The organism is Kitasatospora sp. NPDC023118, assembly GCF_055560875.1.
Genome location: NZ_JBVHHW010000004.1, coordinates 1 through 23,350, shown reverse-complemented (window position 1 = coordinate 23,350; position 23,350 = coordinate 1). Strand labels below are relative to the sequence as shown.

General features: G+C 71.3%; 19 protein-coding genes. 13 read left to right on the top strand and 6 right to left on the bottom strand.

From position 1 onward, the window contains the following. The first annotated feature begins 88 nt into the window (after positions 1-88). Positions 89-1,003, top strand: a complete 915-nt coding sequence (locus ACZ3UD_RS06415) for an IS982 family transposase (RefSeq protein ID WP_465582910.1) — start codon at positions 89-91, stop codon at positions 1,001-1,003. A 15-nt stretch (positions 1,004-1,018) separates the two neighbouring features. Here ACZ3UD_RS06415 and ACZ3UD_RS06410 read toward each other — a convergent pair whose 3' ends face one another. Next, a complete protein-coding gene (locus ACZ3UD_RS06410; protein WP_465582907.1) occupies positions 1,019-1,717 on the bottom strand; it encodes a murein hydrolase activator EnvC family protein in 699 nt (232 codons plus the stop codon). A gap of 621 nt (positions 1,718-2,338) precedes the next feature. Between ACZ3UD_RS06410 and rpsB the strand changes: the two genes are divergently transcribed. The 6 genes from rpsB to rlmN all read left to right on the top strand — a co-directional run bounded on the left by rpsB (position 2,339) and on the right by rlmN (position 8,600). Next, on the top strand, positions 2,339-3,178 hold the full coding sequence (gene rpsB, locus ACZ3UD_RS06405) for a 30S ribosomal protein S2 (protein ID WP_207814583.1): 840 nt from the start codon (positions 2,339-2,341) through the stop codon (positions 3,176-3,178). 129 nt (positions 3,179-3,307) lie between these two features. Beyond that, positions 3,308-4,147: a translation elongation factor Ts gene (gene tsf, locus ACZ3UD_RS06400; protein WP_465582904.1), complete on the top strand. Its 840-nt coding sequence runs from the start codon at positions 3,308-3,310 to the stop codon at positions 4,145-4,147. A 261-nt stretch (positions 4,148-4,408) separates the two neighbouring features. Next, positions 4,409-5,173 (top strand): UMP kinase, encoded by a 765-nt coding sequence (gene pyrH, locus ACZ3UD_RS06395; protein WP_030056790.1) that lies wholly within the window; start codon positions 4,409-4,411, stop codon positions 5,171-5,173. A gap of 96 nt (positions 5,174-5,269) precedes the next feature. Then, on the top strand, positions 5,270-5,827 hold the full coding sequence (gene frr / locus ACZ3UD_RS06390; protein ID WP_380612700.1) for a ribosome recycling factor: 558 nt from the start codon (positions 5,270-5,272) through the stop codon (positions 5,825-5,827). A gap of 329 nt (positions 5,828-6,156) precedes the next feature. After that, entirely contained in the window at positions 6,157-7,416 is a 1,260-nt protein-coding gene (locus tag ACZ3UD_RS06385) for a phosphatidate cytidylyltransferase (protein ID WP_465582901.1), read from the top strand. 83 nt (positions 7,417-7,499) lie between these two features. Next, positions 7,500-8,600, top strand: a complete 1,101-nt coding sequence (gene rlmN, locus ACZ3UD_RS06380) for a dual-specificity RNA methyltransferase RlmN (protein WP_465582898.1) — start codon at positions 7,500-7,502, stop codon at positions 8,598-8,600. A 56-nt stretch (positions 8,601-8,656) separates the two neighbouring features. Here the strand turns inward: rlmN and ACZ3UD_RS06375 are convergent, their stop codons facing one another. The 4 genes from ACZ3UD_RS06375 to ACZ3UD_RS06360 all read right to left on the bottom strand — a co-directional run bounded on the left by ACZ3UD_RS06375 (position 8,657) and on the right by ACZ3UD_RS06360 (position 12,683). After that, positions 8,657-9,808, bottom strand: a complete 1,152-nt coding sequence (locus ACZ3UD_RS06375) for a hypothetical protein (protein WP_465582895.1) — start codon at positions 9,806-9,808, stop codon at positions 8,657-8,659. Positions 9,809-9,835: 27 nt separating this feature from the next. Next, complete coding sequence (locus tag ACZ3UD_RS06370) at positions 9,836-10,591, bottom strand: ABC transporter ATP-binding protein (protein WP_465582893.1); 756 nt, start codon at positions 10,589-10,591, stop codon at positions 9,836-9,838. 227 nt (positions 10,592-10,818) lie between these two features. After that, positions 10,819-12,213, bottom strand: a complete 1,395-nt coding sequence (locus ACZ3UD_RS06365) for an aspartate aminotransferase family protein (RefSeq protein WP_387629674.1) — start codon at positions 12,211-12,213, stop codon at positions 10,819-10,821. Next, positions 12,210-12,683: an Lrp/AsnC family transcriptional regulator gene (locus ACZ3UD_RS06360; protein WP_030243538.1), complete on the bottom strand. Its 474-nt coding sequence runs from the start codon at positions 12,681-12,683 to the stop codon at positions 12,210-12,212. The genes ACZ3UD_RS06365 and ACZ3UD_RS06360 overlap by 4 nt, the downstream gene beginning before the upstream one ends. A gap of 250 nt (positions 12,684-12,933) precedes the next feature. Between ACZ3UD_RS06360 and ACZ3UD_RS06355 the strand changes: the two genes are divergently transcribed. The 3 genes from ACZ3UD_RS06355 to ACZ3UD_RS06345 all read left to right on the top strand — a co-directional run bounded on the left by ACZ3UD_RS06355 (position 12,934) and on the right by ACZ3UD_RS06345 (position 17,329). Further along, on the top strand, positions 12,934-14,427 hold the full coding sequence (locus tag ACZ3UD_RS06355; RefSeq protein WP_465582890.1) for a gamma-aminobutyraldehyde dehydrogenase: 1,494 nt from the start codon (positions 12,934-12,936) through the stop codon (positions 14,425-14,427). Between the two features lie 260 nt (positions 14,428-14,687). Then, positions 14,688-16,046 (top strand): aminotransferase class III-fold pyridoxal phosphate-dependent enzyme, encoded by a 1,359-nt coding sequence (locus tag ACZ3UD_RS06350; RefSeq protein ID WP_465582887.1) that lies wholly within the window; start codon positions 14,688-14,690, stop codon positions 16,044-16,046. Between the two features lie 65 nt (positions 16,047-16,111). Then, positions 16,112-17,329, top strand: a complete 1,218-nt coding sequence (locus tag ACZ3UD_RS06345) for a polyamine ABC transporter substrate-binding protein (protein ID WP_465582884.1) — start codon at positions 16,112-16,114, stop codon at positions 17,327-17,329. Between the two features lie 27 nt (positions 17,330-17,356). Here ACZ3UD_RS06345 and ACZ3UD_RS06340 read toward each other — a convergent pair whose 3' ends face one another. Then, positions 17,357-19,012 (bottom strand): PucR family transcriptional regulator, encoded by a 1,656-nt coding sequence (locus ACZ3UD_RS06340; protein WP_465582880.1) that lies wholly within the window; start codon positions 19,010-19,012, stop codon positions 17,357-17,359. A 250-nt stretch (positions 19,013-19,262) separates the two neighbouring features. Between ACZ3UD_RS06340 and ACZ3UD_RS06335 the strand changes: the two genes are divergently transcribed. Genes ACZ3UD_RS06335 through ACZ3UD_RS06325 form a run of 3 tightly spaced genes read left to right on the top strand, consistent with a single transcriptional unit; the run spans position 19,263 to position 23,268 of the window. Further along, a complete protein-coding gene (locus ACZ3UD_RS06335; RefSeq protein ID WP_465582877.1) occupies positions 19,263-20,774 on the top strand; it encodes a gamma-aminobutyraldehyde dehydrogenase in 1,512 nt (503 codons plus the stop codon). A gap of 57 nt (positions 20,775-20,831) precedes the next feature. Next, the gene (locus tag ACZ3UD_RS06330) at positions 20,832-22,091 is read left to right on the top strand and encodes a polyamine ABC transporter substrate-binding protein (RefSeq protein ID WP_465582874.1); all 1,260 of its coding nucleotides are present in this window, start codon (positions 20,832-20,834) and stop codon (positions 22,089-22,091) included. Positions 22,092-22,128: 37 nt separating this feature from the next. After that, complete coding sequence (locus ACZ3UD_RS06325; RefSeq protein ID WP_465582871.1) at positions 22,129-23,268, top strand: ABC transporter ATP-binding protein; 1,140 nt, start codon at positions 22,129-22,131, stop codon at positions 23,266-23,268. The last annotated feature ends 82 nt before the right edge of the window (positions 23,269-23,350 follow it).

Here is a 23,350-nt window from a genome sequence, read left to right as displayed (position 1 = left end):
CCATCACCCACGACGGGGCCACTAGATGACTGATGCCAAGGGCTCGCTGGCACGCATGACATGAAGCGAGGGAGTCCAAAGATCGGTTGTGACGCCTGATCTGGACTCCCTCGCGACCGCACTCTACGTGAAGACCGACGACCTGCTGAAGGAATCGCCGCATCTGGCGCCGTGGCGTCCCAAGATCGGCATCGAACCGCAGCTCAGCGATGCCGAACTGGTCACGCTGTCGGTGATGCAAGCACTGCTCGGCTTCGTCTCCGAGCGCCGCTGGATCCGCTACGCCCACTCCAACCTCCAGCACCTGTTCCCGTACCTTCCAGGGCAGTGCGGCTACAACCGGTGCCTGCGCAAGAGCGCGGACCTGATCGCCCGCGTCAACCGGCCACTGGCCACCGACACCAGCCTGTGGACGGACAACGTCTGGGTGGTCGACTCCACCCCGATCGAATGCGGACGCTCCCGCGAGACGGTCAAGCGCTCCGATCTGGCCGGATGGGCCGAGTACGGCTACTGCGCCAGCCATTCGCGGTTCTTCTGGGGCCTGCGGCTGCACCTGGTGTGCACCCTGCACGGCCTGCCCGTCGCCTTCGTGCTCACCGGCGCCAAGGCCGACGAGCGCACCACCCTGCTGGACATCCTGGACACCGAGACCGCCCTCGTGGCCGCCCGGCCCGGCCAGACCCTGATCGGGGACAGGAACTACTACGGCGCCGCGTTCGAGCGTGAGCTCGCCGAGCTGGAGATCCGGCTCCTGCGACCGGCCCGCAAGGGCGAATCCGTGCGGGCCGGATCACAGCTGTTCAAGCCGCTACGGCAGGTCATCGAGTCCGTCAACGACACCTTCAAGGGCCAGCTCGACCTCGAACGACACCACGGCCGCACACCCGGCGGCGTCATGGTCCGCGTCCTCCAGCGGATCCTCGCACTGACCGCCGCGATCTGGCACAACGACCACACAGGCCAGCCCGTCATGCGCTCGCTGACCGCCTACGACCACTAAACCCCTTGGCATCAGTCATCTAGCTACGCCCGAACCACCGCCCACAACAGGGCCACCGCCCACAACAGGGCCACCGCCTACGACGGGGCCGCCCGCAGCCGGCCCGTGCAACCCGGAGCCATCCGCCCGCTCGGCCCCGCCCAGCGGCAGCAGTCGCGCCGCGCCGACGCCGAGCAGGGCCAGCGGATCGAGGTAGCGGCCGCCGCGCAGCAGCCCCCAGTGCAGGCAGTCCCGCGCGCCGCAGTGCCGCCCGCCCGGGGCGACCTGCCCGATGACCTGCCCGGCGGCCACCGCGGTGCCGACCGGGACGGCGCCGGTGACGGGCAGGTAGGTGGTCCGCAGCGGCGGAGTCCCCGAGCCCGGGTGGGTGACGGTCAGCACCGGCCGCCCGGCCACCAGCCCGGAGAACGCGACCACCCCGTCGGCCGCCGCCCGCACCTCGGCCCCGGGCGCGGCGGCGAGGTCCACTCCCCGGTGCCCGGCCGCCCAGGGCTTCGCCGGCGGCTCGAACCGCCTCAGCACTCCATCGGGCCCGCCCGTCGGCCAGGCCCGCGCCACCGCTCCGCGACCGGAAGCGCCACCCGGGCCGTCCGCACCGGGCGCGGCGGCCGCCGCCCCCGCACCGCCCGGCCATCCGAGCACCAGTGCCGCCACCACGGCCAGCACCAGCACCACCCCGCCGAACACGGCAAGCACGGTGAACGCGGCGGACACGGCGGACACCCCTCGAACCCCACTGAGCCCAGTCATGCCCCGAGGCTGATCCCACGCCCGCCCCCACACCACCCCGTTCCGGATTCCTGTGGACAAACCGCCCCCGCCCCCGACCGCCGTCCCCCCAACGGGTGTACGGACGCCGCCATCCGGTGTACAAACGGCATGCGAGCACCGAACCGCGGGCAGGCAGCCGGCCGACGCGCACTCGGCCCGCACTGCTCTCCCGCCGTCGCGGACCCACCCGTCGCGACCGTTCCCAGGCTTCTCCCAGGCCCTCCGCAGGCCCTCCGTCGCTTGCGAAGTCGCTCGCCCCTCGGGGCTTCCCGTACACTTCACACGCGACCCGGTCCACCGGGTCGACTTCGCACGCCCCGCCACCGGTGGTCGGACGCGGTTCTTCCGCGGCCCCGCCAGGTGCGAGTGCCGCTCGGTCCGCCGAGCCCGACCGGTCCCCGGACCGAGCGGGTGGAAGCGGCTCGGCACGATCGGGGCGTCAGGCGTGGCTGTCACCTGGCCGCCACGGACAAAACCGAGCCTGACCTGGCCGCAGGCGGTTGCCCGACGGGAAAACCTCACGGGAGCGCCGCAGCCGGGCCGTAACACCTGAGGAGCACGGCAATGGCCGTCGTCACGATGCGGGAGCTGCTGGAGAGCGGCGTCCACTTCGGTCACCAGACCCGCCGCTGGAACCCGAAGATGAAGCGCTTCATCATCACCGAGCGCAACGGCATCTACATCATCGACCTGCTGCAGTCGCTGAACTACATCGACCGCGCCTTCGAGTTCATCAAGGAGACCGTTGCCCACGGCGGCAGCGTCCTCTTCGTCGGCACGAAGAAGCAGGCCCAGGAGGCCATCGCCGAGCAGGCCACCCGCGTGGGCATGCCCTACGTGAACCAGCGCTGGCTCGGCGGCATGCTGACCAACTTCTCGACCGTCTACAAGCGTCTGCAGCGCCTGAAGGAGCTCGGCGAGCTGGACTTCTCGGACGTGGCCGGCTCCGGCCTGACCAAGAAGGAGCTCCTGGTCCTCCAGCGCGAGCACGACAAGCTGGAGAAGACCCTCGGCGGTATCCGCGACATGCAGCGCGTTCCCAGCGCTGTCTGGATCGTGGACACCAAGAAGGAGCACATCGCGGTCGGCGAGGCCCGCAAGCTCAACATCCCGGTCGTCGCCATCCTCGACACCAACTGTGACCCGGACGAGGTCGACTACAAGATCCCGGGCAACGACGACGCGATCCGCTCCGTCACCCTGCTGACCCGTGTGATCGCCGACGCCGTGGCCGAGGGCCTGAAGGCCCGCGCCGGTGTCGCCAAGGGCGACGCCAAGGCCGAGCCGGGTGCCGACCAGCCGCTGGCCGACTGGGAGAAGGACCTCATCGAGGGCGAGAAGAAGGCCGAGGAGGCCCCCGCCGCCGAGGCTCCGGCCACCGAGGCTCCGGCCGAGCAGGCCTGACGCACCAAGGGTGAGGGGCGCCCGCCGGTGCGACACCGGTAGGTGCCCCTCTCTCCCGCGCCGGGGCCGAACCATCGGTCCCGGCGCATCCCCACGCAGACACGCGAGACGCGAGAAGAGATTCACACCATGGCGAACTTCACCGCCGCGGACGTCAAGAAGCTCCGTGAGCTCACCGGCGCCGGCATGATGGACTGCAAGAAGGCCCTGGACGAGGCCGAGGGCAACGTCGAGAAGGCCGTCGAGCTCCTGCGCATCAAGGGCCAGAAGGGTGTTGCCAAGCGCGAGGGCCGTGACGCCTCCAACGGCGCCGTCGCCGCGCTGATCGCCGAGGACAAGAAGTCCGGCGTTCTGGTCGAGCTGAACTGCGAGACCGACTTCGTCGCCAAGGGTGACAACTTCGTCCAGGTCGCCGACGCGATCGCCGCCCACGTCGCCAAGACCGCCCCGGCCGACCTGGAGGCCGCCCTGGCTTCCGAGATCGAGGCCGGCAAGACCGTCCAGCAGTTCGTGGACGAGGCCAACGCGACCCTGGGCGAGAAGATCGTCTTCCGTCGCTTCGCCCAGTTCGACGGTGACGGCTTCGTCGCGGTCTACCTGCACAAGACCAGCCCCGACCTGCCGCCGGCCGTCGGTGTCCTGGTCGAGCTGGACAAGGAGAACGCCGAGGTCGCCAAGGACGTCGCGCAGCACATCGCCGCCTTCGCGCCGAAGTTCCTGTCCCGCGAGGACATCCCGGCCGAGGAGCTCGAGAACGAGCGCCGCGTCGCCGAGGCCACCGCTCGCGAGGAGGGCAAGCCGGAGGCCGCCCTGCCGAAGATCGTCGAGGGTCGCGTCACCGGCTTCGTGAAGGAGAACTCCGTCCTGGAGCAGGCCTTCGCGAAGGACAACAAGAAGACCGTCGCCAAGGTCCTCGAGGAGAACGGCGTCGCCCTCAAGCGCTTCGCTCGCTTCCGCGTCGGCGCCTGAGCCACGTTCCACCTGGTCCCGGCCCCCTTTAGGCTGGGAACCGCCCCCGCCCGCTGACCAGGGCGGGCGGAACGCCGAACGGGCTCACCCAGCGCCAACCGTCCATGGGCGGGCCGCTTCGGCACCATGAACGACGAGGAGGCCATTGCCGTGCAGGACACCGAACCGGTTCCCGCGGCAGTGGCCTCCTCGCGTGTACGCGCAGGCCGGGTATCCGCACACCCAGGCCTGTGAGCCAGCAGGTGCAAAAAGGAGAAGTCCATGCAGGAGACGCAGGAGACCGCGCAGGACCCCAAGGCGGGCTCGCGCCGCCGGGTGCTGCTCAAGCTGTCCGGTGAAGCCTTCGCCGGTGGCGGCGGGCTCGGCGTCGACCCGGACGTCGTGCACGCGATCGCCCGGGAGATCGCCACGGTCGTCCGCGCCGGTACCGAGGTCGCGGTGGTCATCGGCGGCGGCAACTTCTTCCGGGGCGCCGAGCTGCAGGTCCGCGGGATGGACCGGGCCCGCTCGGACTACATGGGCATGCTCGGCACCGTGATGAACTGCCTGGCGCTGCAGGACTTCCTGGTCAAGGAGGGCATCGAGACCCGGGTCCAGACCGCCATCACCATGGGCCAGGTCGCCGAGCCGTACCTGCCGCTGCGGGCCGTCCGGCACCTGGAGAAGGGCCGTGTGGTGATCTTCGGCGCCGGTATGGGCATGCCGTACTTCTCGACCGACACCACGGCCGTCCAGCGCGCCCTGGAGATCCACGCCGACGTCCTGCTGATGGGCAAGAACGGCGTGGACGGCGTCTACGACTCCGACCCGCGGACCAACCCGGACGCGGTGAAGTTCGACGCGCTGGAGTACTCCGAGGTCATCGCGCGCGACCTCAAGGTCGCCGACCTCACCGCTATCACGCTGTGCAAGGACAACAACCTCCCGATGCTGGTCTTCGAACTGCTGGCGGAGGGCAATATCGCGCGTGCGGTGAAGAGTGAGAAGATCGGCACACTCATCAGCCAGGATTCCGTCCGGGCCTGAGCAGCAACCAGCCGTACGGGACGGCGTCCGCCGCGACCGGCCCCGATGCCGACACCGGTCGGGACAACAGCAGATGAACCGGACAGGGAGACCACAGTGATCGACGAGATCATCCTCGAGGCCGAGGAGAAGATGGAGAAGGCCGTCAACGTCGCCAAGGACGACCTCGCGGCCATCCGAACCGGCCGTGCCCACCCGGCGATGTTCGCCAAGATCGTCGCCGAGTACTACGGCGCCGTGACGCCGATCAACCAGCTGGCCTCGTTCTCGGTGCCGGAGCCCCGGATGGCGGTCGTCTCGCCGTTCGACAAGACCGCGCTGAAGGCCATCGAGCAGGCGATCCGCGACTCCGACCTGGGCGTCAACCCGTCGAACGACGGCTCCATCATCCGGGTGGTGCTGCCCGAGCTCACCGAGGAGCGCCGCCGGGAGTTCATCAAGATCGCCCGTACCAAGGGCGAGGACGCCAAGGTCTCGATCCGTTCGGTGCGCCGCAAGGCCAAGGACGCCATCGACAAGCTGGTGAAGGACGGCGAGGTCGGCGAGGACGACGGCCGCCGCGCCGAGAAGGAGCTCGACGACCTCACGGCCAAGTACGTGGCCCAGGTTGACGTGCTGCTGAAGCACAAGGAATCCGAGCTGCTCGAGGTCTGATGAACGACGCCCCTGACGCCCCTGGCTACTGGGGCCCGTCCGACCAGCAGTTCCAGCCCTACCGCCCGGCGCCGCAGCCGCAGGCACCCCGGCCGTCGGCCCAGCCGACGCCGGGGTACGGCGAGCACCCGGCGCCGGTCCAGGGACAGCCCGTCCCGGGGCATGCCGCTCCGGGACCCGCCGTCCCCGGGCACCCCGCCCAGGGACACCCCGGCCAGGCAGCCCATCAGGGCGGGCCGGGCGCTGTCCCGGGTGGCCCCGCCCTCCGTTCGGATCACTCGCAGCAGCCTCCGGTGTACTGGGGCGGAGACGCGGAGGACACTCAGGTCATGCCTCCCGTACCGGCCGGTCCCGGTCCGCACCCCGGTGTGCCCGACCAGGGCCCCACCCAGGGCCGGTCGGCATCGCACCACGGGCAGGCGACCCCCGGTCAGCACGCGGCGCACGGTCAGCCGGCGGTCCCCGGCCAGCCGGCCGATCCCGACGCGGGCCCGGCCCGGGAGGCCGGTCGGCTGAGCGGCGGCCCGCTGTTCCGGGACGAGCAGCCCGAGACGGCGTCGCCGGGCGTGACGGAGACGGTCGTGCTGCGCGCGATAACCGACGACGTCACCCCCGCCCCCGGTCCCGGCGCCCAGCCGTACCCGGGGGCTCCGGTGCATCCCGCGCCGCCGCAGAGCCACCAGGCGGCCGGGCAGCCCCACTTCGTGCCGTCGTCCCACCCAGGGCAGGAGACACCCGTGGCCGCCCAGCCCGCCCCGCAGCCGGAGCCGCGCAAGCAGCGCGGTGGCCGTAACCTCCAGGCCGCCATAGGTGTGGGGGTGGGCCTCGGCGCGGTAATCGTCGCCTCGCTGTTCGTGGTCAAGGCGCTGTTCCTCGTGGTCGTGATGGCCGCGGTGGCGGTCGGCAGCTGGGAGCTGACGTCCCGGCTCGCCGAGCGCAAGCAGATCAAGGTGCCGCTGGTCCCGCTGGTGGTGGGCGGCGTCGCGATGGTCGCCACCGGCTACTGGGCCGGGGTCGAGTGGGCCGCCGCCTCGCTGGCGCTGACCGGGCTGGCGGTGATGGTCTGGCGGATGGCCGCACCGCCGGAGAACTACCTGCGGGACATAACGGCGGGTGTGTTCACCGCCTTCTACGTGCCGTTCCTGGCCACCTTCGTGGCGATGATGCTGGCGGCCGACGACGGCCCCCAGCGGATCGTGCTCTTCCTGATCGTCACGATCTGCAGCGACACCGGCGCCTACGCCGTGGGCTACAAGTTCGGCAAGAACAAGCTGGCTCCGACGATCAGCCCCGGCAAGACCCGCGAGGGCCTGGCCGGCGGCATCGGCCTGTCGATGCTGGCGGGCGCCCTGCTGATGCAGCTGATCATCGACGACGGCAGCTGGTGGCAGGGCCTGATCCTGGGCGGCTGCGCGGCGGTCACCGCGACCCTGGGCGACCTGGGCGAGTCGATGATCAAGCGCGACCTCGGGATCAAGGACATGGGCACGCTGCTGCCCGGCCACGGCGGCATCATGGACCGGCTGGACTCGCTCCTGCCGACCGCCCCGGTGGTCTGGCTGCTGCTGGCCGCCTTCGTCGGCAGCTAGCGCGACGGCTCAGACAGCTCAGCGCGGGGGCCCCGGACGCCAGGCGTCCGGGGCCCCCGCGCGTCTGCGACACTGGAACAACCATGCCTAAGCCCGGAGAACTCACCTTTGTCGCGCCGCGCGGTGCCAAGCCCCCGCGACACCTCGCCGACCTGAGCCCCGCCGAGCGCAAGGAGGCCGTCGCCGAGCTGGGCGAGCAGCCGTTCCGCGCCAAGCAGCTCGCCAACCACTACTTCGGCCGGATGTCCGACGACCCGGCGAGCTGGACGGACATCCCCGCTGCCAGCCGGGAGAAGCTCACCGAGAGCCTGCTGCCCGAGCTGATGTCGGTGGTGCGGCACGTCTCCTGTGACGACGACACCACCCGCAAGACGCTCTGGAAGCTGTTCGACGGCACCCTCGTCGAGTCGGTGCTGATGCGCTACCCGGACCGGGTCACCATGTGCATCAGCTCGCAGGCCGGCTGCGGCATGAACTGTCCGTTCTGCGCCACCGGCCAGGCCGGGCTGACCCGCAACCTGTCCACCGCCGAGATCGTCGAGCAGATCGCCGCCGGGATGCGCGCGCTCAAGGCCGGCGAGATCCCCGGCGGCGAGGCGCGGCTGTCCAACGTGGTCTTCATGGGCATGGGCGAGCCGCTGGCGAACTACAACCGGGTGCTGGCCGCGATCCGCCGGCTGACCGACCCGGCGCCGGACGGCTTCGGCCTGTCCCAGCGCGGCATCACCGTCTCCACCGTCGGCCTCGTCCCGGCGATGAACCGGCTGGCCGACGAGGGCCTCAGCTGCCGTCTGGCGCTGTCGCTGCACGCCCCGGACGACGAGCTGCGCGACGAGCTGGTCCCGGTGAACACCCGGTGGAAGGTCGCCGAGGTGCTGGACGCGGCCTGGAACTACGCGGAGAAGTCCGGCCGCCGGATCTCCATCGAGTACGCGCTGATCAAGGACATCAACGACCAGGCCTGGCGCGCCGACCTGCTCGGCCGGCTGATCAAGAACCACCGGGTACACGTCAACCTGATCCCGCTGAACCCGACCCCGGGTTCCAAGTGGACGGCCTCCCGGCCCGAGGACGAGCGCGAGTTCGTCCGCCGGCTCCAGTCCCACGGCGTGCCGACGACGGTCCGCGACACCCGCGGCCAGGAGATCGACGGCGCCTGCGGCCAGCTCGCCGCGGCCGGCTGAGCCCCACTACGAGCTGAGCCCCCACTACGAGCTGAGCCCCACTACGAGAGGACCGGCTAGCGCAGCCCGGCGGCCGCCAGCGCGGCGGTCGCCCCGCCGGTCAGCAGCAGCGTGGTGCCGACCGCCAGGGTGCGCAGCAGGACCGCGCCGAACAGCAGCCGCGGCGAGGTGCCGAGGCGCAGCAGCGCGTCGGTGACCTCGCGCCGGTCGGTGCGGACCTCGGCCAGTCGGGAGACCACCGCGGCGGCCGCGCAGCCGAGCACCAGGCAGGCCTCGACGGCGGGCAGCGCGTCGGCGCTGTCGGGCGTGCCGATCCAGTAGCGGATGGTGGTGAGCACCAGCGCGACGACGAGGGTGAGGACGGCCAGCGGCGGGCCGAGGCGGCGGGCCTGGGCGGTCAGGCCGCGACCGGCGAGCAGCCGCAGCGGGGTGGGCCGGCCGAGGGCGAGCAGCCGTCCGGTCCAGGCGAGCAGCGGGCCGGTGAGCAGTGCGAGCCCGAGCGCGCTGGCGGCCCAGCCGCCGAGAGCGGCGGTGCTGGTGGTGCCGAGTCCGGCGGGCAGGTGGATCGGGCGGCCGTCGGACTCGGCGTCGGGCCGCAGCGCGATGAGTTCGAGCGCGGCGCCGATCACCACCAGTCCGATCGGCAGGGCGATCCGCCAGGCGCCGAAGCCGCTCCGGCCGCGGGCGCGGCCGCCGGGCAGGGTGTCGGCGACGGGCACCGCACAGGCGGCGGCGATGCCGGCGGTGAGCGGGACCAAGGCGAGCAGCGTGACGGGCGCGGCGGCCGGCAGCGGTACGCCCATGCCGAGGTCGGGGGCGAGCGAGGGCCCGGCGATGTCGTTGCGCAGGACCAGGAAGAGCAGCAGGGTGAGCACGCTGCCGAGGGTGCAGGCGAGGGCGACCTCGCCGGCGATCAGGGTGCGGATCCGGCGGGAGCCGACCCCGGCGGCGGTGAGTCCGGCGATCCGCTCGGGCCGCCGGGCGGGCACCGAGCGAGCGGCGACGGCCGCGAACCAGGCGACGGCGGCCAGCGGGGGCAGGCACCAGAGCAGCCGGACCAGCGCGTCGGTGCCGCCGAGCGGTTCGCTCAGCGCCCGGCCGAGGGAGCGCAGCAGGAACGCGGCGACGGCGGCGGCGGCCAGTGCGGTGAGCAGCCAGCGGCCGAGGTCGGGCACCCGGTAGCCCCGGGCCAGACGGAGGTAGAACACGTCGACTCTTTCAGCGGCTGGGCGTCGTCAGTGGCGGGTGGCCGTGACGGCGGACGCACCGGTCGTCCCCGGGGCGGCGATGCCGCGCGGGACAGGGGCGGCGGGGGCGGTGAGCCGTCCGTCGACGAGGGCGACGGCGCGGTCCGCGAACCGGACGAGCTCGGGGTCGTGGGTGGCCAGGACGAGGGTGAGCTGGTGCGAGCGGGCCGCGCTGGTCAGTATCCGCAGCACCTGGTCGGCGGCCTCGCGGTGCAGCGGGGCGGTGGGGTCGTCGGCGAAGACGACCGGCGGCAGCGGGGCGAGGGCGCGGGCGACGGCGATCCGCTGGCGCTGGCTCTGGACCAGCTGGTCGGGGCGCTGCCGGCCGATCTCGCCGACGTCGAGGCGCTCCAGCCACTCGTCGGCGGCGGTGTAGGCGGCCTTGTTGCCGGCCCCGGCGAGGAGCAGCGGCAGGGCGACGTTCTCGCGGGCGGTCAGTTCGGGCACCAGGTGCGGTTCGGAGCCGACGAAGCCGAAGCGGTCGCGGCGCAGCCGTTCGCGGCCGGCGCGGCCGAGGGTGTGCACGGGCGAGCTGTTGAACCAGACCTCGCCCTCGTCGACCGGGAGCTGGGCGGAGAGGCAGCCGAGCAGGGTGCTCTTGCCGGAGCCGCGCGGGCCGGTGACGGCGAGCACCTCGCCGTCGCGGACGCCGATCGAGATGCCGCGCAGCGCGGGGGTGCCGTAGTGGGACTTGACGATCCCTCGGGCCCACAGCACGTCGTTGTCAGGCGGTGCCGCTGACATGAGGTTCCATCCTGGGTGCCGCAGGGATATGACAGTCGTCAGATTAGAACGACCGGGGCCTCGCGTGGTTGCGGCGCACTGGTCCATCACGGGCAAATCACCCGCATTCAGGCATGTTTGGTCGTGCGACTGTGATGTTGGCGGGTCATCGGAGCGCGGACGCCGAAGGGCGGCCCCGGGGATCGGGGCCGCCCTTCGGCGGAGGGTGGGGAAGAGGGCTCAGGGGATCAGAGCTTCGCCCACGCGTCGGTGAGGCTGGTCCGCAGGATCTGCTCGATCTCGTCGAAGGTCGACTGGTCGGAGATCAGCGGCGGGGCCAGCTGGACGACCGGGTCGCCACGGTCGTCGGCGCGGCAGTACAGGCCGTTGTCGAAGAGGGCCTTCGAGAGGAAGCCGTAGAGCACGCGCTCGGTCTCCTCGTCGTTGAAGGTCTCCTTGGTGGCCTTGTCCTTCACGAGCTCGATGCCGTAGAAGTAGCCGTTGCCGCGGACGTCGCCGACGATCGGCAGGTCGCGCAGCTTGCTCAGGGTGCCCAGGAAGCGCGACTCGTTGTCGAGCACGTGCTGGTTCAGGCCCTCGCGCTCGAAGATGTCGAGGTTGGCGAGCGCCACGGCCGAGGAGACCGGGTGGCCGGCGAAGGTGTAGCCGTGCAGGAAGGTGTTGTCACCCTTGTAGAACGGCTCGGCGATGCGGTCCGAGATGATCGTGGCGCCGATCGGGGAGTAGCCCGAGGTCATGCCCTTGGCGCAGGTGATCATGTCCGGCACGTAGCCGAACTTGTCGGCGCCGAACATGGTGCCGAGGCGGCCGAAGGCGCAGATGACCTCGTCCGAGACCAGCAGTACGTCGTGGCGGTCGCAGATCTCGCGCAGGCGCTGGAAGTAGCCGGGCGGCGGCGGGAAGCAGCCACCGGCGTTCTGCACCGGCTCGACGAAGACGGCGGCGACGGTCTCGGGGCCCTCGAAGAGGATGGCCTCCTCGACCTGGTCGGCGCACCAGCGGCCGTACGCCTCGGGGTCGACGGTGCCGTCGGGGCCCTCGAGGTAGTGCGGGGCGCGGTAGATGTTGGTGTTCGGGGCCTTGTGGGTGCCCGGCACCAGCGGCTCGAACGGGGCCTTCAGGCCCGGCAGGCCGGTGATGGACAGCGCGCCCTGCGGGGTACCGTGGTAGGCGATGGCGCGGGAGATGACCTTGTACTTGGTCGGCTTGCCGGTCAGCTTGAAGTACTGCTTGGCGAGCTTCCAGGCGGTCTCGACGGCCTCGCCGCCACCGGTGGAGAAGAAGACCTTGTTCAGGTCGCCCGGGGCGTAGTTGGCCAGGCGCTCGGCCAGCTCGACGGCCTTGGGGTGCGCGTAGCTCCAGATCGGGAAGAACGCGAGTTCCTTGGCCTGCTTGGCGGCGACCTCGGCGAGCTCGGTGCGGCCGTGACCGGCCTGCACGACGAACAGGCCGGCCAGGCCGTCGATGTACTTCCGGCCCTTGTCGTCCCAGATGTACGTGCCCTCACCCTTGACGATGGTCGGCACGGGGGAGTTCTCGTACGACGACATGCGGGTGAAGTGCATCCACAGGTGGTCGTAGGCGGTCTTGGAAAGGTCCTTCTGCGCCGGGTCGGCTGTCATCGGGTGCCCCAGGTGTAGGTCTGTTTCCGGAGCTTCAGGTAAACGAAGCTCTCGGTGCTCCGCACGCCGGGAAGCGCGCGGATGCGCTTGTTGATCAGTTCGAGCAGGTGCTCGTCGTCCTCGCAGACCAGTTCGGCCAGGAGATCGAACGAGCCTGCGGTGCAGACGACGTAGTCGACCTCGTCGAGGGCGGCCAGCGCGTCGGCGACGGGCTCGATGTCGCCCTCGACCCGGATGCCGACCATCGCCTGGCGGGTGAAGCCGACGGTGAGCGGGTCCGTGACGGCGACGATTTGCATCACGCCCTGGTCGAGCAGCTTCTGGACGCGCTGCCGTACGGCTGCCTCGGACAGGCCGACGGCCTTGCCGATGGCGGCGTACGGGCGGCGCCCGTCCTCCTGGAGCTGCTCGATGATCGCCTTGGAGGCGGCATCGAGGGGAACGCTCGCGTTCCGGTCGCGGTTGGCCACGCGGCCACTGTGCCTGATCGTTTCCCTGTTCGCAAGCGTGGAAACTGCTGATTTCGTCGCGATCTTGGAAATCCCATGCGGATTTCATCGCGTATGCGACTCCAGCCTGTCGATACCGGCAGTCTTGCGGCTACCCTGGCACGGTACGCGCGCGCCCCCGCAGGACGGCGTGCGTTCCGCCACCAGTGGACCGCGCCGCTTCGGGCCCGGCCACTCGGCACCCTTCGTAGGCCGGATCCGTCGACGTACCATGGCGCCGGAATCTGCAACGCCGCAGGCCCAGACCGAGGAGAGACCCGTGAGCGACCTTCGCACGCTGCGCAACTACATCAACGGTGAGTTCGTCGACGCGGCTGACGGCCGCACGCTCGACATCGTCGACCCGGCGACCGGCGAGGTGTACGCGACGTCGCCGCTGTCCGGTGCCGCTGACGTGGACGCGGCCATGGCCTCGGCCGCCGCCGCGTTCCCGATCTGGCGCGATGCCACCCCGAGCACCCGGCAGAAGCTGCTGCTCAAGATCGCCGACGCGGTCGAGGCGCGGGCCGACGAGATCGTCGACGCGGAGGTGCGCAACACCGGCAAGCCCCGCGCGCTGACCCTCTCCGAGGAGATCGGCCCGATGGTGGACCAGATCCGCTTCTTCGCCGGTGCCGCCCGCCTGCTGGAGGGCAAGGCCGCCGGTGAGTACATGGACGGGATGACCTCGATCGTGCGCCGCGAGCCGGTCGGTGTCTGTGCCCAGGTCGCGCCCTGGAACTACCCGATGATGATGGCGGTCTGGAAGTTCGCCCCGGCCATCGCCGCCGGTAACACCGTCGTGCTGAAGCCCTCGGACACCACCCCGGCCTCCACCGTGCTGCTGGCCGAGATCATCGGCGGCATCCTCAAGGAACTGGAGCTGCCGGCCGGCGTCTTCAACGTCATCTGCGGTGACCGCGAGACCGGCAAGCTGATGGTCGAGCACAAGACCCCGGCGATGGCCTCCATCACCGGTTCGGTCCGGGCCGGCATCCAGGTCGCCGAGTCGGCCTCCAAGGACGTCAAGCGCGTCCACCTGGAGCTGGGCGGCAAGGCCCCGGTCGTGGTCTTCGAGGACGCCGACATCGCCGAGGCCGTCGAGGGCATCTCGGTGGCCGGCTACTTCAACGCCGGCCAGGACTGCACCGCCGCCACCCGCGTGCTGGTGCACGAGTCGATCCACGACGCCTTCGTCGAGGCGCTGGCCAAGGCCGCGGCCGAGACCAAGACCGGCGGCGTGGACGACGAGGACGTGCTGTACGGCCCGCTGAACAACGCCAACCAGCTGAAGCAGGTGGCCGGCTTCATCGAGCGGCTGCCCGCCCACGCCAAGGTCGAGGCCGGTGGCCACCGGGTCGGCGACAAGGGCTACTTCTACGCCCCGACCGTCGTCTCCGGCCTGCAGCAGGACGACGAGATCATCCAGAACGAGGTCTTCGGCCCGGTCATCACCGTGCAGAAGTTCACCGACGAGGACCAGGCCGTCGAGTACGCCAACGGCGTCGAGTACGCGCTGGCCTCCTCGGTGTGGACCAAGGACCACGCCCGCGCCATGCGGATGTCGCGCCGCCTGGACTTCGGCTGCGTCTGGATCAACACGCACATCCCGCTGGTCGCCGAGATGCCGCACGGTGGCTTCAAGAAGTCCGGCTACGGCAAGGACCTGTCGGCGTACGGCTTCGAGGACTACACCCGCGTGAAGCACGTCATGACCGCGATCTAGCGGGTCGTGACCATCGAGCGCGGTATGACCGCGATCTAGCGGGTCGTGACCGTCGAGCGCGGTATGACCGCGATCTAGCGGGTCGTGACCATCGAGCGCAGTATGACCGCGATCTGATCTCGGTCAAACTCATCTGAACAGACAAGGGGCCCGGGTCTTTCGACCCGGGCCCTGTCGCTTTGCACCCTGTCGGCGGGTCGGGTGACCGACTGACAGGATGAAACTGCACTTCGGGGACCGGCGGCCCTAGCCTTACCGGCATGAGCATCCCCACCGCTGACTCAGCCACCGGCCAGGCCGTCAAGGCCGCCGACCGCGCGCACGTCTTCCACTCGTGGTCCGCCCAGGCGCTGATCGACCCCCTCGCGGTGGCCGGCGCCGAGGGCTCGTACTTCTGGGACCACGACGGCAACCGCTACCTCGACTTCTCCTCGCAGCTGGTCAACACCAACATCGGCCACCAGCACCCGAAGGTGGTCGCCGCGATCCAGGAGCAGGCGGCGAAGCTCTGCACCATCGCCCCCGGCTTCGCGGTCGAGTCGCGCAGCGAGGCCGCCCGGCTGATCGCCGAGCGCACCCCGGGCGACCTGGACAAGATCTTCTTCACCAACGGCGGCGCCGAGGCCGTCGAGAACGCCATCCGGCTGGCCCGGCTGCACACCGGCCGGCAGAAGGTGCTGTCCACCTACCGCTCGTACCACGGCGCCACCGCCAACGCGATCGCCCTCACCGGCGACCCGCGGCGCTGGGCCAACGAGACCGGCGTCTCCGGTGTGGTGCACTTCTGGGGCCCGTACCCCTACCGCTCCAACTTCCACGCCGAGAACGAGGCGCAGGAGTGCGAGCGCGCGCTGGAGCACCTGGAGCAGGTGATCGCCTTCGAGGGGCCAGGTACGGTCGCGGCGGTCATCCTGGAGACGGTGGTCGGCACCGCGGGCATCCTGATCCCGCCGGCGGGATACCTGGCCGGGGTGCGGGAGATCTGCGACCGCTACGGGATCGTGTTCATCCTGGACGAGGTGATGGCCGGCTTCGGCCGCACCGGCGAGTGGTTCGCCGCCGACCACTGGGGCGTCGTCCCGGACCTCATGACCTTCGCCAAGGGCGTCAACTCGGGCTACGTGCCGCTGGGCGGCGTGGCGATCAGCGCCGAGATCGCCGCCACCTTCGCCGAGCGGCCGTTCCCCGGCGGGCTCACCTACTCCGGGCACCCGCTGGCCTGCGCCTCGGCGGTGGCCACCATCAACGCGATGGCGGAGGAAGGCATCGTCGAGAACGCCAAGCACATCGGCGAGACGGTGCTCGGCCCGGGTCTGCGCGAGCTGGCCGAGCGGCACCCCTCGATCGGCGAGGTGCGCGGTCTGGGTGTGTTCTGGGCGCTCGACCTGGTCAGGGACCGGGAGACCCGCGAGCCGCTCGTCCCGTACAACGCCGCGGGCGCCGACAACGCGCCGATGGCCGAGCTGGCCGCCGCCTGCAAGCAGCGCGGGCTCTGGCCGTTCGTCAACATGAACCGCTTCCACGTCGTCCCGCCGTGCACCGTCACCGAGGAGGAGGCCAAGACCGGCCTCGCGGTGCTGGACGAGGTGCTGTCGCTGACCGACGCGCACGCTGTCTGACGTACCTATCAGGACGGCCCCGGGCACCCGTGTCCGGGGCCGTCCCACGCTCCGGAAGGCCTCACATGTCGAGTAGTTCCACCCTGACCCGCCGCCCCGCCCCCGACCGCCCGCAGGGCCCCGCGCGCATACGCCGACGTTCCGTGCTCGGCGGGGCCGCGCTGCTCGGCACCGGGACGCTGACCGGCTGCGGCATCCCGTCCGCGTACGTCGCCGAGGACCGCCGCTCGGCGCCGGACCGCTCGGAGAGCGACAAGCGGCTGAACTTCTCCAACTGGACGCAGTACATCGACACCGACGACCAGGGCAGGCGCCCGACCCTGGACGCGTTCAGCGAGAAGACCGGGATCGCGGTCACGTACACCGAGGACATCAACGACAACGACGAGTTCTTCGGCAAGATCAGCCCGGTGCTCACCCAGGGCGCCGACCCGGGCCGGGACCTGATGGTGATCAGCGACTGGATGGCCGGGCGGTACGTCTCGCTGGGCTGGGTGCAGGCGATGGACCGGGCCAACCTGCCCAACGTCACCGCCAACTTGGACCCCCAGCTGTCGAACCCGGCCTTCGACCCCGGGCGCAGGCGCAGCGTGCCCTGGCAGTCCGGGATCACCGGCATCGCGTACAACCGCAAGGCGCTCGGCCGGGAGCTGCGGTCCACGGCCGACCTGTGGGCGCCCGACCTCAAGGGCCGGGTCACCCTGTTCGCCGGGCTGGACGAGGCGCTCGGGCTGCTGATGCTCTCCCAGGGCGCGGACATCACCGCCTTCAGCGACGACGACGCGCACCGGGCGATGGACCTGGTGCAGAAGATGGTCGACACCGGCCACGTCCGCCGCTTCACCGGCAACGACTACACCAGCGACCTCGCCTCCGGCGCCGCGGTGGCCTGCCAGGCCTACTCCGGCGACGCCGTCCAACTCACCGCCGAGAACCCGGACATCGCTTTCGTGGTGCCGGAGGAGGGCGGCGAGCTGTGGGCGGAGAGCCTGATGGTCCCCAACCGGGCCGTCCACAAGCGCAACGCCGAGCTGCTGATCGACTACTACTACCAGCCCGAGGTGGCCGCCGAGCTCGCCGCGGCCGTCCAGTACATCTGCCCGGTGCCGGCCGCCCGTGCGGTGCTGGCGGACAGCGGCGACAAGGACCGGGCCGAACTGGCCGAGAACCCGCTGGTGTTCCCGACCGAGGAGATGCGCGCCCGGCTGCACGGCATGCGCGACGTCACCTCGGCCGAGCGGCCCGAGCTGCACAAGGTCTGGGGGCGCATCACCGGAGTGTGAGGGGTACCGGGGTGTGAGCCCGGCGGGTCAGCGCCGTACGGCGTCCAGCGCGAGCAGCGCCACGTGCAGGGACAGGCAGGACTCCACCTGGTCGAGGTCGACGCCGAGGATGCGCTCGACCTTGTGCAGCCGGTCGTAGAAGGACGGCCGGGACAGGTGCGCGGCGTCGGCCGCCGCCGACTTGTTCCGGCCCTGCTCCAGGTAGATCCGCAGCATCTGCACCAACTGGCCGTTGTGCTCGGCGTCGTGGGCCAGCAGTGGGCCCAACTCCCGTTCCACGTACGTCTGCAGGCGGGCGTCGTCGCGCAGCAGGTGGAGCAGGCCGCGCAGCCGGACGTCGGGCAGCCGGTAGTAGGAGGCGGTCCGGCCGCCGCCGGGCGCGTCGTGCAGGGCCGCGTCGGCGACCTGGGCGGCCTCCAGCAGGGTGCGCCGGGCGTCGCGGACCGAGCCGACCGAGGAGCCGACCGCGACCACCGGGCCGGGGGCGTCGGCGCCCTCCCGGCCGGCCTCGGCGGACATCCGGCGCAGGGTGGCAGAGAAGGAGTCCAGCGCGGCGTGCTCGTCCTGCTGGGCGCCGAGCGCGATCAGCAGGCCCACGCCCTCGTCGTCGAGCGCGCCGACCAGGGCGGACAGCCGGCAGGACCGGACCGCGCCGGCGGCCAGCTCGGTGAAGTCGCGCAGCCGGGCCTGGGCCTCCAGTGCGGCCGGGATCGGCCCGCGGCGTTGGCGCAGCACTGCGCCGACCAGTCGGCGCCCCTCCAGCGGGACGCCGAGCGCCTGGGCGCGCAGGGCCACCTCGGAGACGGTCAGCGCGTGGGTGAGGATGCCGGAGAGCAGGGTGCGGTGGGTCTGCCGTTCCAGGCTCTCCCGGTCGCGCACCACCAGCCGGTTGAGCGCCAGTGCCGAGGCGCCGCGCTCCAGCAGCATGGCGTGCGGGTGGGTCTCGCCCTCCGGCAGCGGACCCGGATCCTGGACCAGCACCAGCCGGCCCCAGTCCTGGCCGCGGGCGCCGACGGTGGTCACCAGCCAGCCGCTGCGCGGGTCGTGGCCGGTGCGGCCGGGCGGGCGGACCCCGCGCGAGCGGCGCTCCCAGTCCTCCAGCAGCTCGGCCTCCGGGCGTCCGGCGCTGTCGTGGGCGAGCACCTGGTGGGCCAGGTTCTCCAGGACCACCGGAGCGCCCGCCATCCGGGCCACCTGGCGGATCACCTCGGGCGGCTCGGCGCCCTCCACCACCAGCTCGTTGAACACCTGGTGGACCGACTCGGAGACCCGCAGCTGCTCCAGCTGGGCGTTGACCACCAGGGCGTGCACGGCCTCGGTGACGGCGACGAAGCGCACCTCGCGGCGGAGCGTGATCAGCGGCAGCCCGCACTGCTCGGCGGCGTTCACCAGGGCGCGCGGCAGCGAGTCGAAGTAGCGCCGCCCGAACTCGACCACCAGGCCGGCCACCCCGACCTCGTCCAGGTCGCGGACGTAGCGGGCCAGGCCCGCGCGGTCCTCGGGCAGCGCGATGCCGGTGGTCAGCACCAGCTCGCCGCCCTGGAGCATCCCGGCGACGTCGGGCAGCTCGCTCACATGGACCCAGCGGACCGGCCGCTCCAGGCGGTCGGCGCCGGCCACCACCTGGGGCAGGCCGCGCCGCATCACCTCCAGGTCGAGCACGCGGGCGACGGTGGGAAGCATCGCGGGCCTCCAGGCCGGGGAGGGAACGGGAGCAGGGGGACCAGAGTGTCAGGTAAATCATCCATCGCGGCGACGACCTGTTGCCCTCCGAAGGGCCTTGCACTCTGTAAGGCCCTTCGCGCTGAGACTGCCGAAGTGACCCTTGTCACGTCAACCCCGCAACGGGCAAGGTCAGCGGGACCGCAGACCCCCGCGGCGGAAGCGCCAACCCGCAGCGTGCGGTCGGACCGCCGGCACTTGGAGGAACCAGATGGACCTGACCGACTTCGGCGCGGGCGCGCAGTACATCGCGGGCCGTCAGAGCCGGGGCGGCGGCGCACCCTTCCAGGTCGTCAACCCCGCCGACGGCAGCGTGGTCGAGCAGGTCACGCTGGCCACCGCCGCCGACGTGGACACCGCCGTCGCCGCCGCGAGGGCCGCCCTGCCCGGCTGGTCCTCCGCCACCCCAGGCGCCCGGTCCGAGGCACTCACCCGGCTGGCCGCCGTACTGACCGACGCGGCGCGGGACCTCGCCCGGGTGGAGACCGCGCAGACCGGCAAGCCGGTCAAGCTGGCCACCGAGTTCGACGTCCCCGGCACCATCGACAACACCGCCTTCTTCGCCGGCGCCGCCCGCAACTTGGAGGGCAAGGCGGCCGGCGAGTACTCCGGCGACCACACCTCCTACGTGCGGCGCGAGGCGATCGGCGTGGTCGGCTCGATCTCGCCGTGGAACTACCCACTGCAGATGGCCGCCTGGAAGATCCTCCCGGCCATCGCCGCCGGCAACACCATCGTGCTCAAGCCGGCCGAGCTGACCCCGCTGACCTCGCTGATGTTCGCCCGGGCCTGCACCGAGGCGGGCATCCCGGACGGCGTGGTCAACGTGGTCACCGGCGCCGGGCGCACGGCCGGCGAGCACCTGGTCGCCCACCCCGACGTCGCGATGGTCTCCTTCACCGGCTCCACCGCGGTCGGCCGGCGGGTCGCCGAGCTCGCCACCGCGAGCGTCAAGCGCACCCACCTCGAACTCGGCGGCAAGGCCCCGTTCGTGGTCTTCGACGACGCCGACCTGGACGCCGCGGTGCACGGCGCCGTCGCCGCCTCGCTGATCAACGGCGGCCAGGACTGCACCGCCGCCACCCGCGCCTACGTCCAGCGCCCGCTGTACGAGGCCTTCGTGGCCGGGGTGGCCGAGCTGTACGCGGCGATCCGGATCGGCGACCCGCGCAATCCGCACACCGACCTCGGCCCGCTGGTCTCGTACACCCACCGGGACCGGGTGGCCGGCTTCGTGGAGCGCGCCCGCTCCTACGCCACCGTGGTCACCGGCGGCCCCGCGCCGGAGCGGGGCCACGACGGCACCGACCTCACCCGGGGCGCCTACTACGCGCCGACCCTGATCACCGGCGCCGCCCAGGACAGCGAGGTGGTCCAGGGGGAGGTGTTCGGCCCGGTGCTGGTCGTGCTGCCCTTCGACGGCGACGACGAGGGCCTGCGGCTGGCCAACGACACCCCGTACGGCCTGGCCGCCTCCGCCTGGACCGGCAACGTGCACCGCTCGCTGCGCGCCACCCGGGAGATCGCGGCCGGGTGCGTCTGGGTCAACGACCACGTCCCGATCATCAGCGAGATGCCGCACGGCGGGTACAAGGCGTCCGGCTACGGAAAGGACATGTCCCAGTACTCGCTGGACGAGTACACCCAGGTCAAGCACGTCATGTTCGACACCACCGCGGTGGCCCGCAAGGACTGGCACCGCACCGTCTTCGGCGACAGATAACCCCCGGACCGGGGTGCTTCCCCCACGCACCCCCATTCCCCCCAGGAGGCCCGATCCATGGCGTTCAAGGCGTTCAACGAGCTCACCGACGGTCTGCCCGAACCGGTCCGCAGGGCCTGGGAACGCAGTCTGACCGGCGGTCGGGCCGCGGTCGGCCGCCGCACCCTGCTGCGCGCCGCCGCGCTGACCGCCGGGGCGGGCACCCTGGCCGCCTGCGGCATCCCGGCGGCCCCCCGGGCGACCGGCGACTCGACCGCGGGCGCCGCCAAGGACCTCTCGGACGGCGAGAGGGAGGTCGACTTCTCCAACTGGCCGCTGTACGTGGACACCGACGAGAAGGACAAGCAGAAGCACGGCACCCTGGACGCCTTCACCGCCGCCACCGGCATCGAGGTCAAGTACAACGAGGACGTCAACGACAACGTCGAGTTCTTCGGCAAGATCAAGCCGCAGCTCGCGTCCGGCCAGGACACCGGCCGCGACCTGATGGTGCTCACCGACTGGATGGCCGCCCGGCTGATCCGGCTCGGCTGGGCGCAGAAGCTCAACCCGGCGAACGTCACCACCGCGATCACCAACATCGAGGCCCGCTTCCGCGCCCCCGACTGGGACCCGGGCCGGCTCTACTCCTACCCGTGGGCCGGGATCCAGACCGTCGTCGCGTACAACCGCAAGGCGACCAAGGGGAGGGAGGTCACCAGCGTCTCGCAGCTGCTGGACGACCCCGACCTCAAGGGCCGGGTCACCTTCCTGTCCGAGATGCGCGACACCATCGGGATGGTCCTGCTGGACCTGGGCAAGGACCCGGCCAAGTTCACCGCGGACGACTACGACGGCGCGATCGCCCGGGTGCAGAAGGCCGTCGACAGCAAGCAGATCCGCCGCTTCACCGGCAACGACTACGGCCAGGAGCTCTCCTCCGGCGACATCGCGGCCTGCGTCGCCTGGGGCGGTGACCTGATCCAACTGCGCGCCGACAACCCGGACATCGAGTTCGTGATCCCGGAGAAGGGCTACCTCGCCTCGACCGACAACATGCTGGTCCCGGCCAAGGCGCGGCACAAGACGAACGCGGAGAAGCTGATCGACTTCTACTATCAGCCGAAGATCGCGGCGCAGCTGGTCGCGGGCATCGGCTTCGTCTCCGCCGTCACCGGGATGAAGGACGAGCTCGCCACCCTCGCCCCGGACAGCGCGGCCAACCCGCTGGTCGTACCCACCCCCGAGATGGCGGGCAAGGCGCACGTGTTCCGCACGCTCACCGAGAGCGAGGAGAGCGACTTCGAGCAGAAGTTCTCCAAGCTCATCGGCGCCTGACCCCCGTTCACGGCCGAGAAACCCAGGAAGACACCCCATGACAGACCAGCTGCGCGACGCGGCCGGCGGCGACGTCCGCCTCACCGGCATCGGCAAGACCTACGGCTCCTTCACCGCCGTCCACCCGCTCGACCTGACCGTCCCCCAGGGCTCCTTCTTCGCCCTGCTCGGCGCCTCCGGCTGCGGCAAGACCACCACCCTGCGCATGATCGCCGGCCTGGAGGAGCCCACCAGCGGCACCGTCCTGATCGGCGGACAGGACGTCACCGCCCTGCCCCCGTACAAGCGACCGGTGAACACCGTCTTCCAGAGCTACGCGCTCTTCCCACACCTGGACATCTTCGAGAACGTCGCCTTCGGCCTGCGCCGGCGCGGCAGGAAGGACGTCAAGAAGCAGGTCGACGAGATGCTGGAGCTGGTCGAACTCGGCCAGTACGCGCGGCGCAAGCCGCACCAGCTCTCCGGCGGCCAGCAGCAGCGCGTCGCGGTCGCCCGCGCGCTGATCAACCACCCCCAGGTGCTGCTGCTGGACGAGCCGCTCGGCGCCCTCGACCTCAAGCTGCGCCGCCAGATGCAGCTGGAGCTCAAGCGGATCCAGACCGAGGTCGGCATCACCTTCGTGCACGTCACCCACGATCAGGAGGAGGCCATGACCATGGCCGACACCATCGCGGTGATGAACGGCGGCCGGGTCGAGCAGCTGGGCGCGCCCGCCGAGCTGTACGAGAACCCCGCCACCACCTTCGTGGCCAACTTCCTCGGCCAGTCCAACCTGCTGCCCGCCGAGGTCACCGGCGGCGCGGGCGAGGACCTGCTGCTCACCGTGGCCGGCACCCGCCTCGCCGTGCCGAAGGCGCGCTGCGCCACCGACGCCAAGCGGGTCCACCTGGGCGTGCGCCCGGAGAAGATCACCATCACCCACGGCTCCGAGAAGGCCGCCGAGGGCCGCAACACGCTGGCCGGCACCGTCGTCGACTCCAGCTTCATCGGCGTCTCCACCCAGTACCTGGTGCGCACCGACGGCGGCCAGGAGGTCACCGTCTTCGAGCAAAACATGGAGCGCGACGCCCGGATCGTCCCCGGCGCCGCCGTGCTGCTGCACTGGAACCCGGCGCACTCCTTCGCCCTGGACGCCTCGCAGGCGATCGACGCGGGCACCGCGGAGGAGTCTCAATGATTGAGTCAAGCCGTCTGCGCGGCCGGATCGGGGGTGAAGACCCGGTTGTCGCGCAGGAGGGCCCACAGGACGCTGACCCGTC

What these genes read in the sequence shown, in the direction of transcription:
- ACZ3UD_RS06335 (WP_465582877.1), top strand. Translation starts at nt 19,263, where the DNA reads ATGGACCTGACCGACTTCGGCGCGGGCGCGCAGTACATCGCGGGCCGT.
- ACZ3UD_RS06370 (WP_465582893.1), bottom strand. Translation starts at nt 10,591, where the DNA reads ATGTCAGCGGCACCGCCTGACAACGACGTGCTGTGGGCCCGAGGGATC.
- ACZ3UD_RS06325 (WP_465582871.1), top strand. Translation starts at nt 22,129, where the DNA reads ATGACAGACCAGCTGCGCGACGCGGCCGGCGGCGACGTCCGCCTCACC.
- ACZ3UD_RS06355 (WP_465582890.1), top strand. Translation starts at nt 12,934, where the DNA reads ATGGCGCCGGAATCTGCAACGCCGCAGGCCCAGACCGAGGAGAGACCC.
- ACZ3UD_RS06385 (WP_465582901.1), top strand. Translation starts at nt 6,157, where the DNA reads ATGCCTCCCGTACCGGCCGGTCCCGGTCCGCACCCCGGTGTGCCCGAC.
- ACZ3UD_RS06345 (WP_465582884.1), top strand. Translation starts at nt 16,112, where the DNA reads ATGTCGAGTAGTTCCACCCTGACCCGCCGCCCCGCCCCCGACCGCCCG.
- tsf (WP_465582904.1), top strand. Translation starts at nt 3,308, where the DNA reads ATGGCGAACTTCACCGCCGCGGACGTCAAGAAGCTCCGTGAGCTCACC.
- ACZ3UD_RS06365 (WP_387629674.1), bottom strand. Translation starts at nt 12,213, where the DNA reads ATGACAGCCGACCCGGCGCAGAAGGACCTTTCCAAGACCGCCTACGAC.
- ACZ3UD_RS06350 (WP_465582887.1), top strand. Translation starts at nt 14,688, where the DNA reads ATGAGCATCCCCACCGCTGACTCAGCCACCGGCCAGGCCGTCAAGGCC.
- pyrH (WP_030056790.1), top strand. Translation starts at nt 4,409, where the DNA reads ATGCAGGAGACGCAGGAGACCGCGCAGGACCCCAAGGCGGGCTCGCGC.
- ACZ3UD_RS06340 (WP_465582880.1), bottom strand. Translation starts at nt 19,012, where the DNA reads ATGCTTCCCACCGTCGCCCGCGTGCTCGACCTGGAGGTGATGCGGCGC.
- rlmN (WP_465582898.1), top strand. Translation starts at nt 7,500, where the DNA reads ATGCCTAAGCCCGGAGAACTCACCTTTGTCGCGCCGCGCGGTGCCAAG.
- ACZ3UD_RS06330 (WP_465582874.1), top strand. Translation starts at nt 20,832, where the DNA reads ATGGCGTTCAAGGCGTTCAACGAGCTCACCGACGGTCTGCCCGAACCG.
- rpsB (WP_207814583.1), top strand. Translation starts at nt 2,339, where the DNA reads ATGGCCGTCGTCACGATGCGGGAGCTGCTGGAGAGCGGCGTCCACTTC.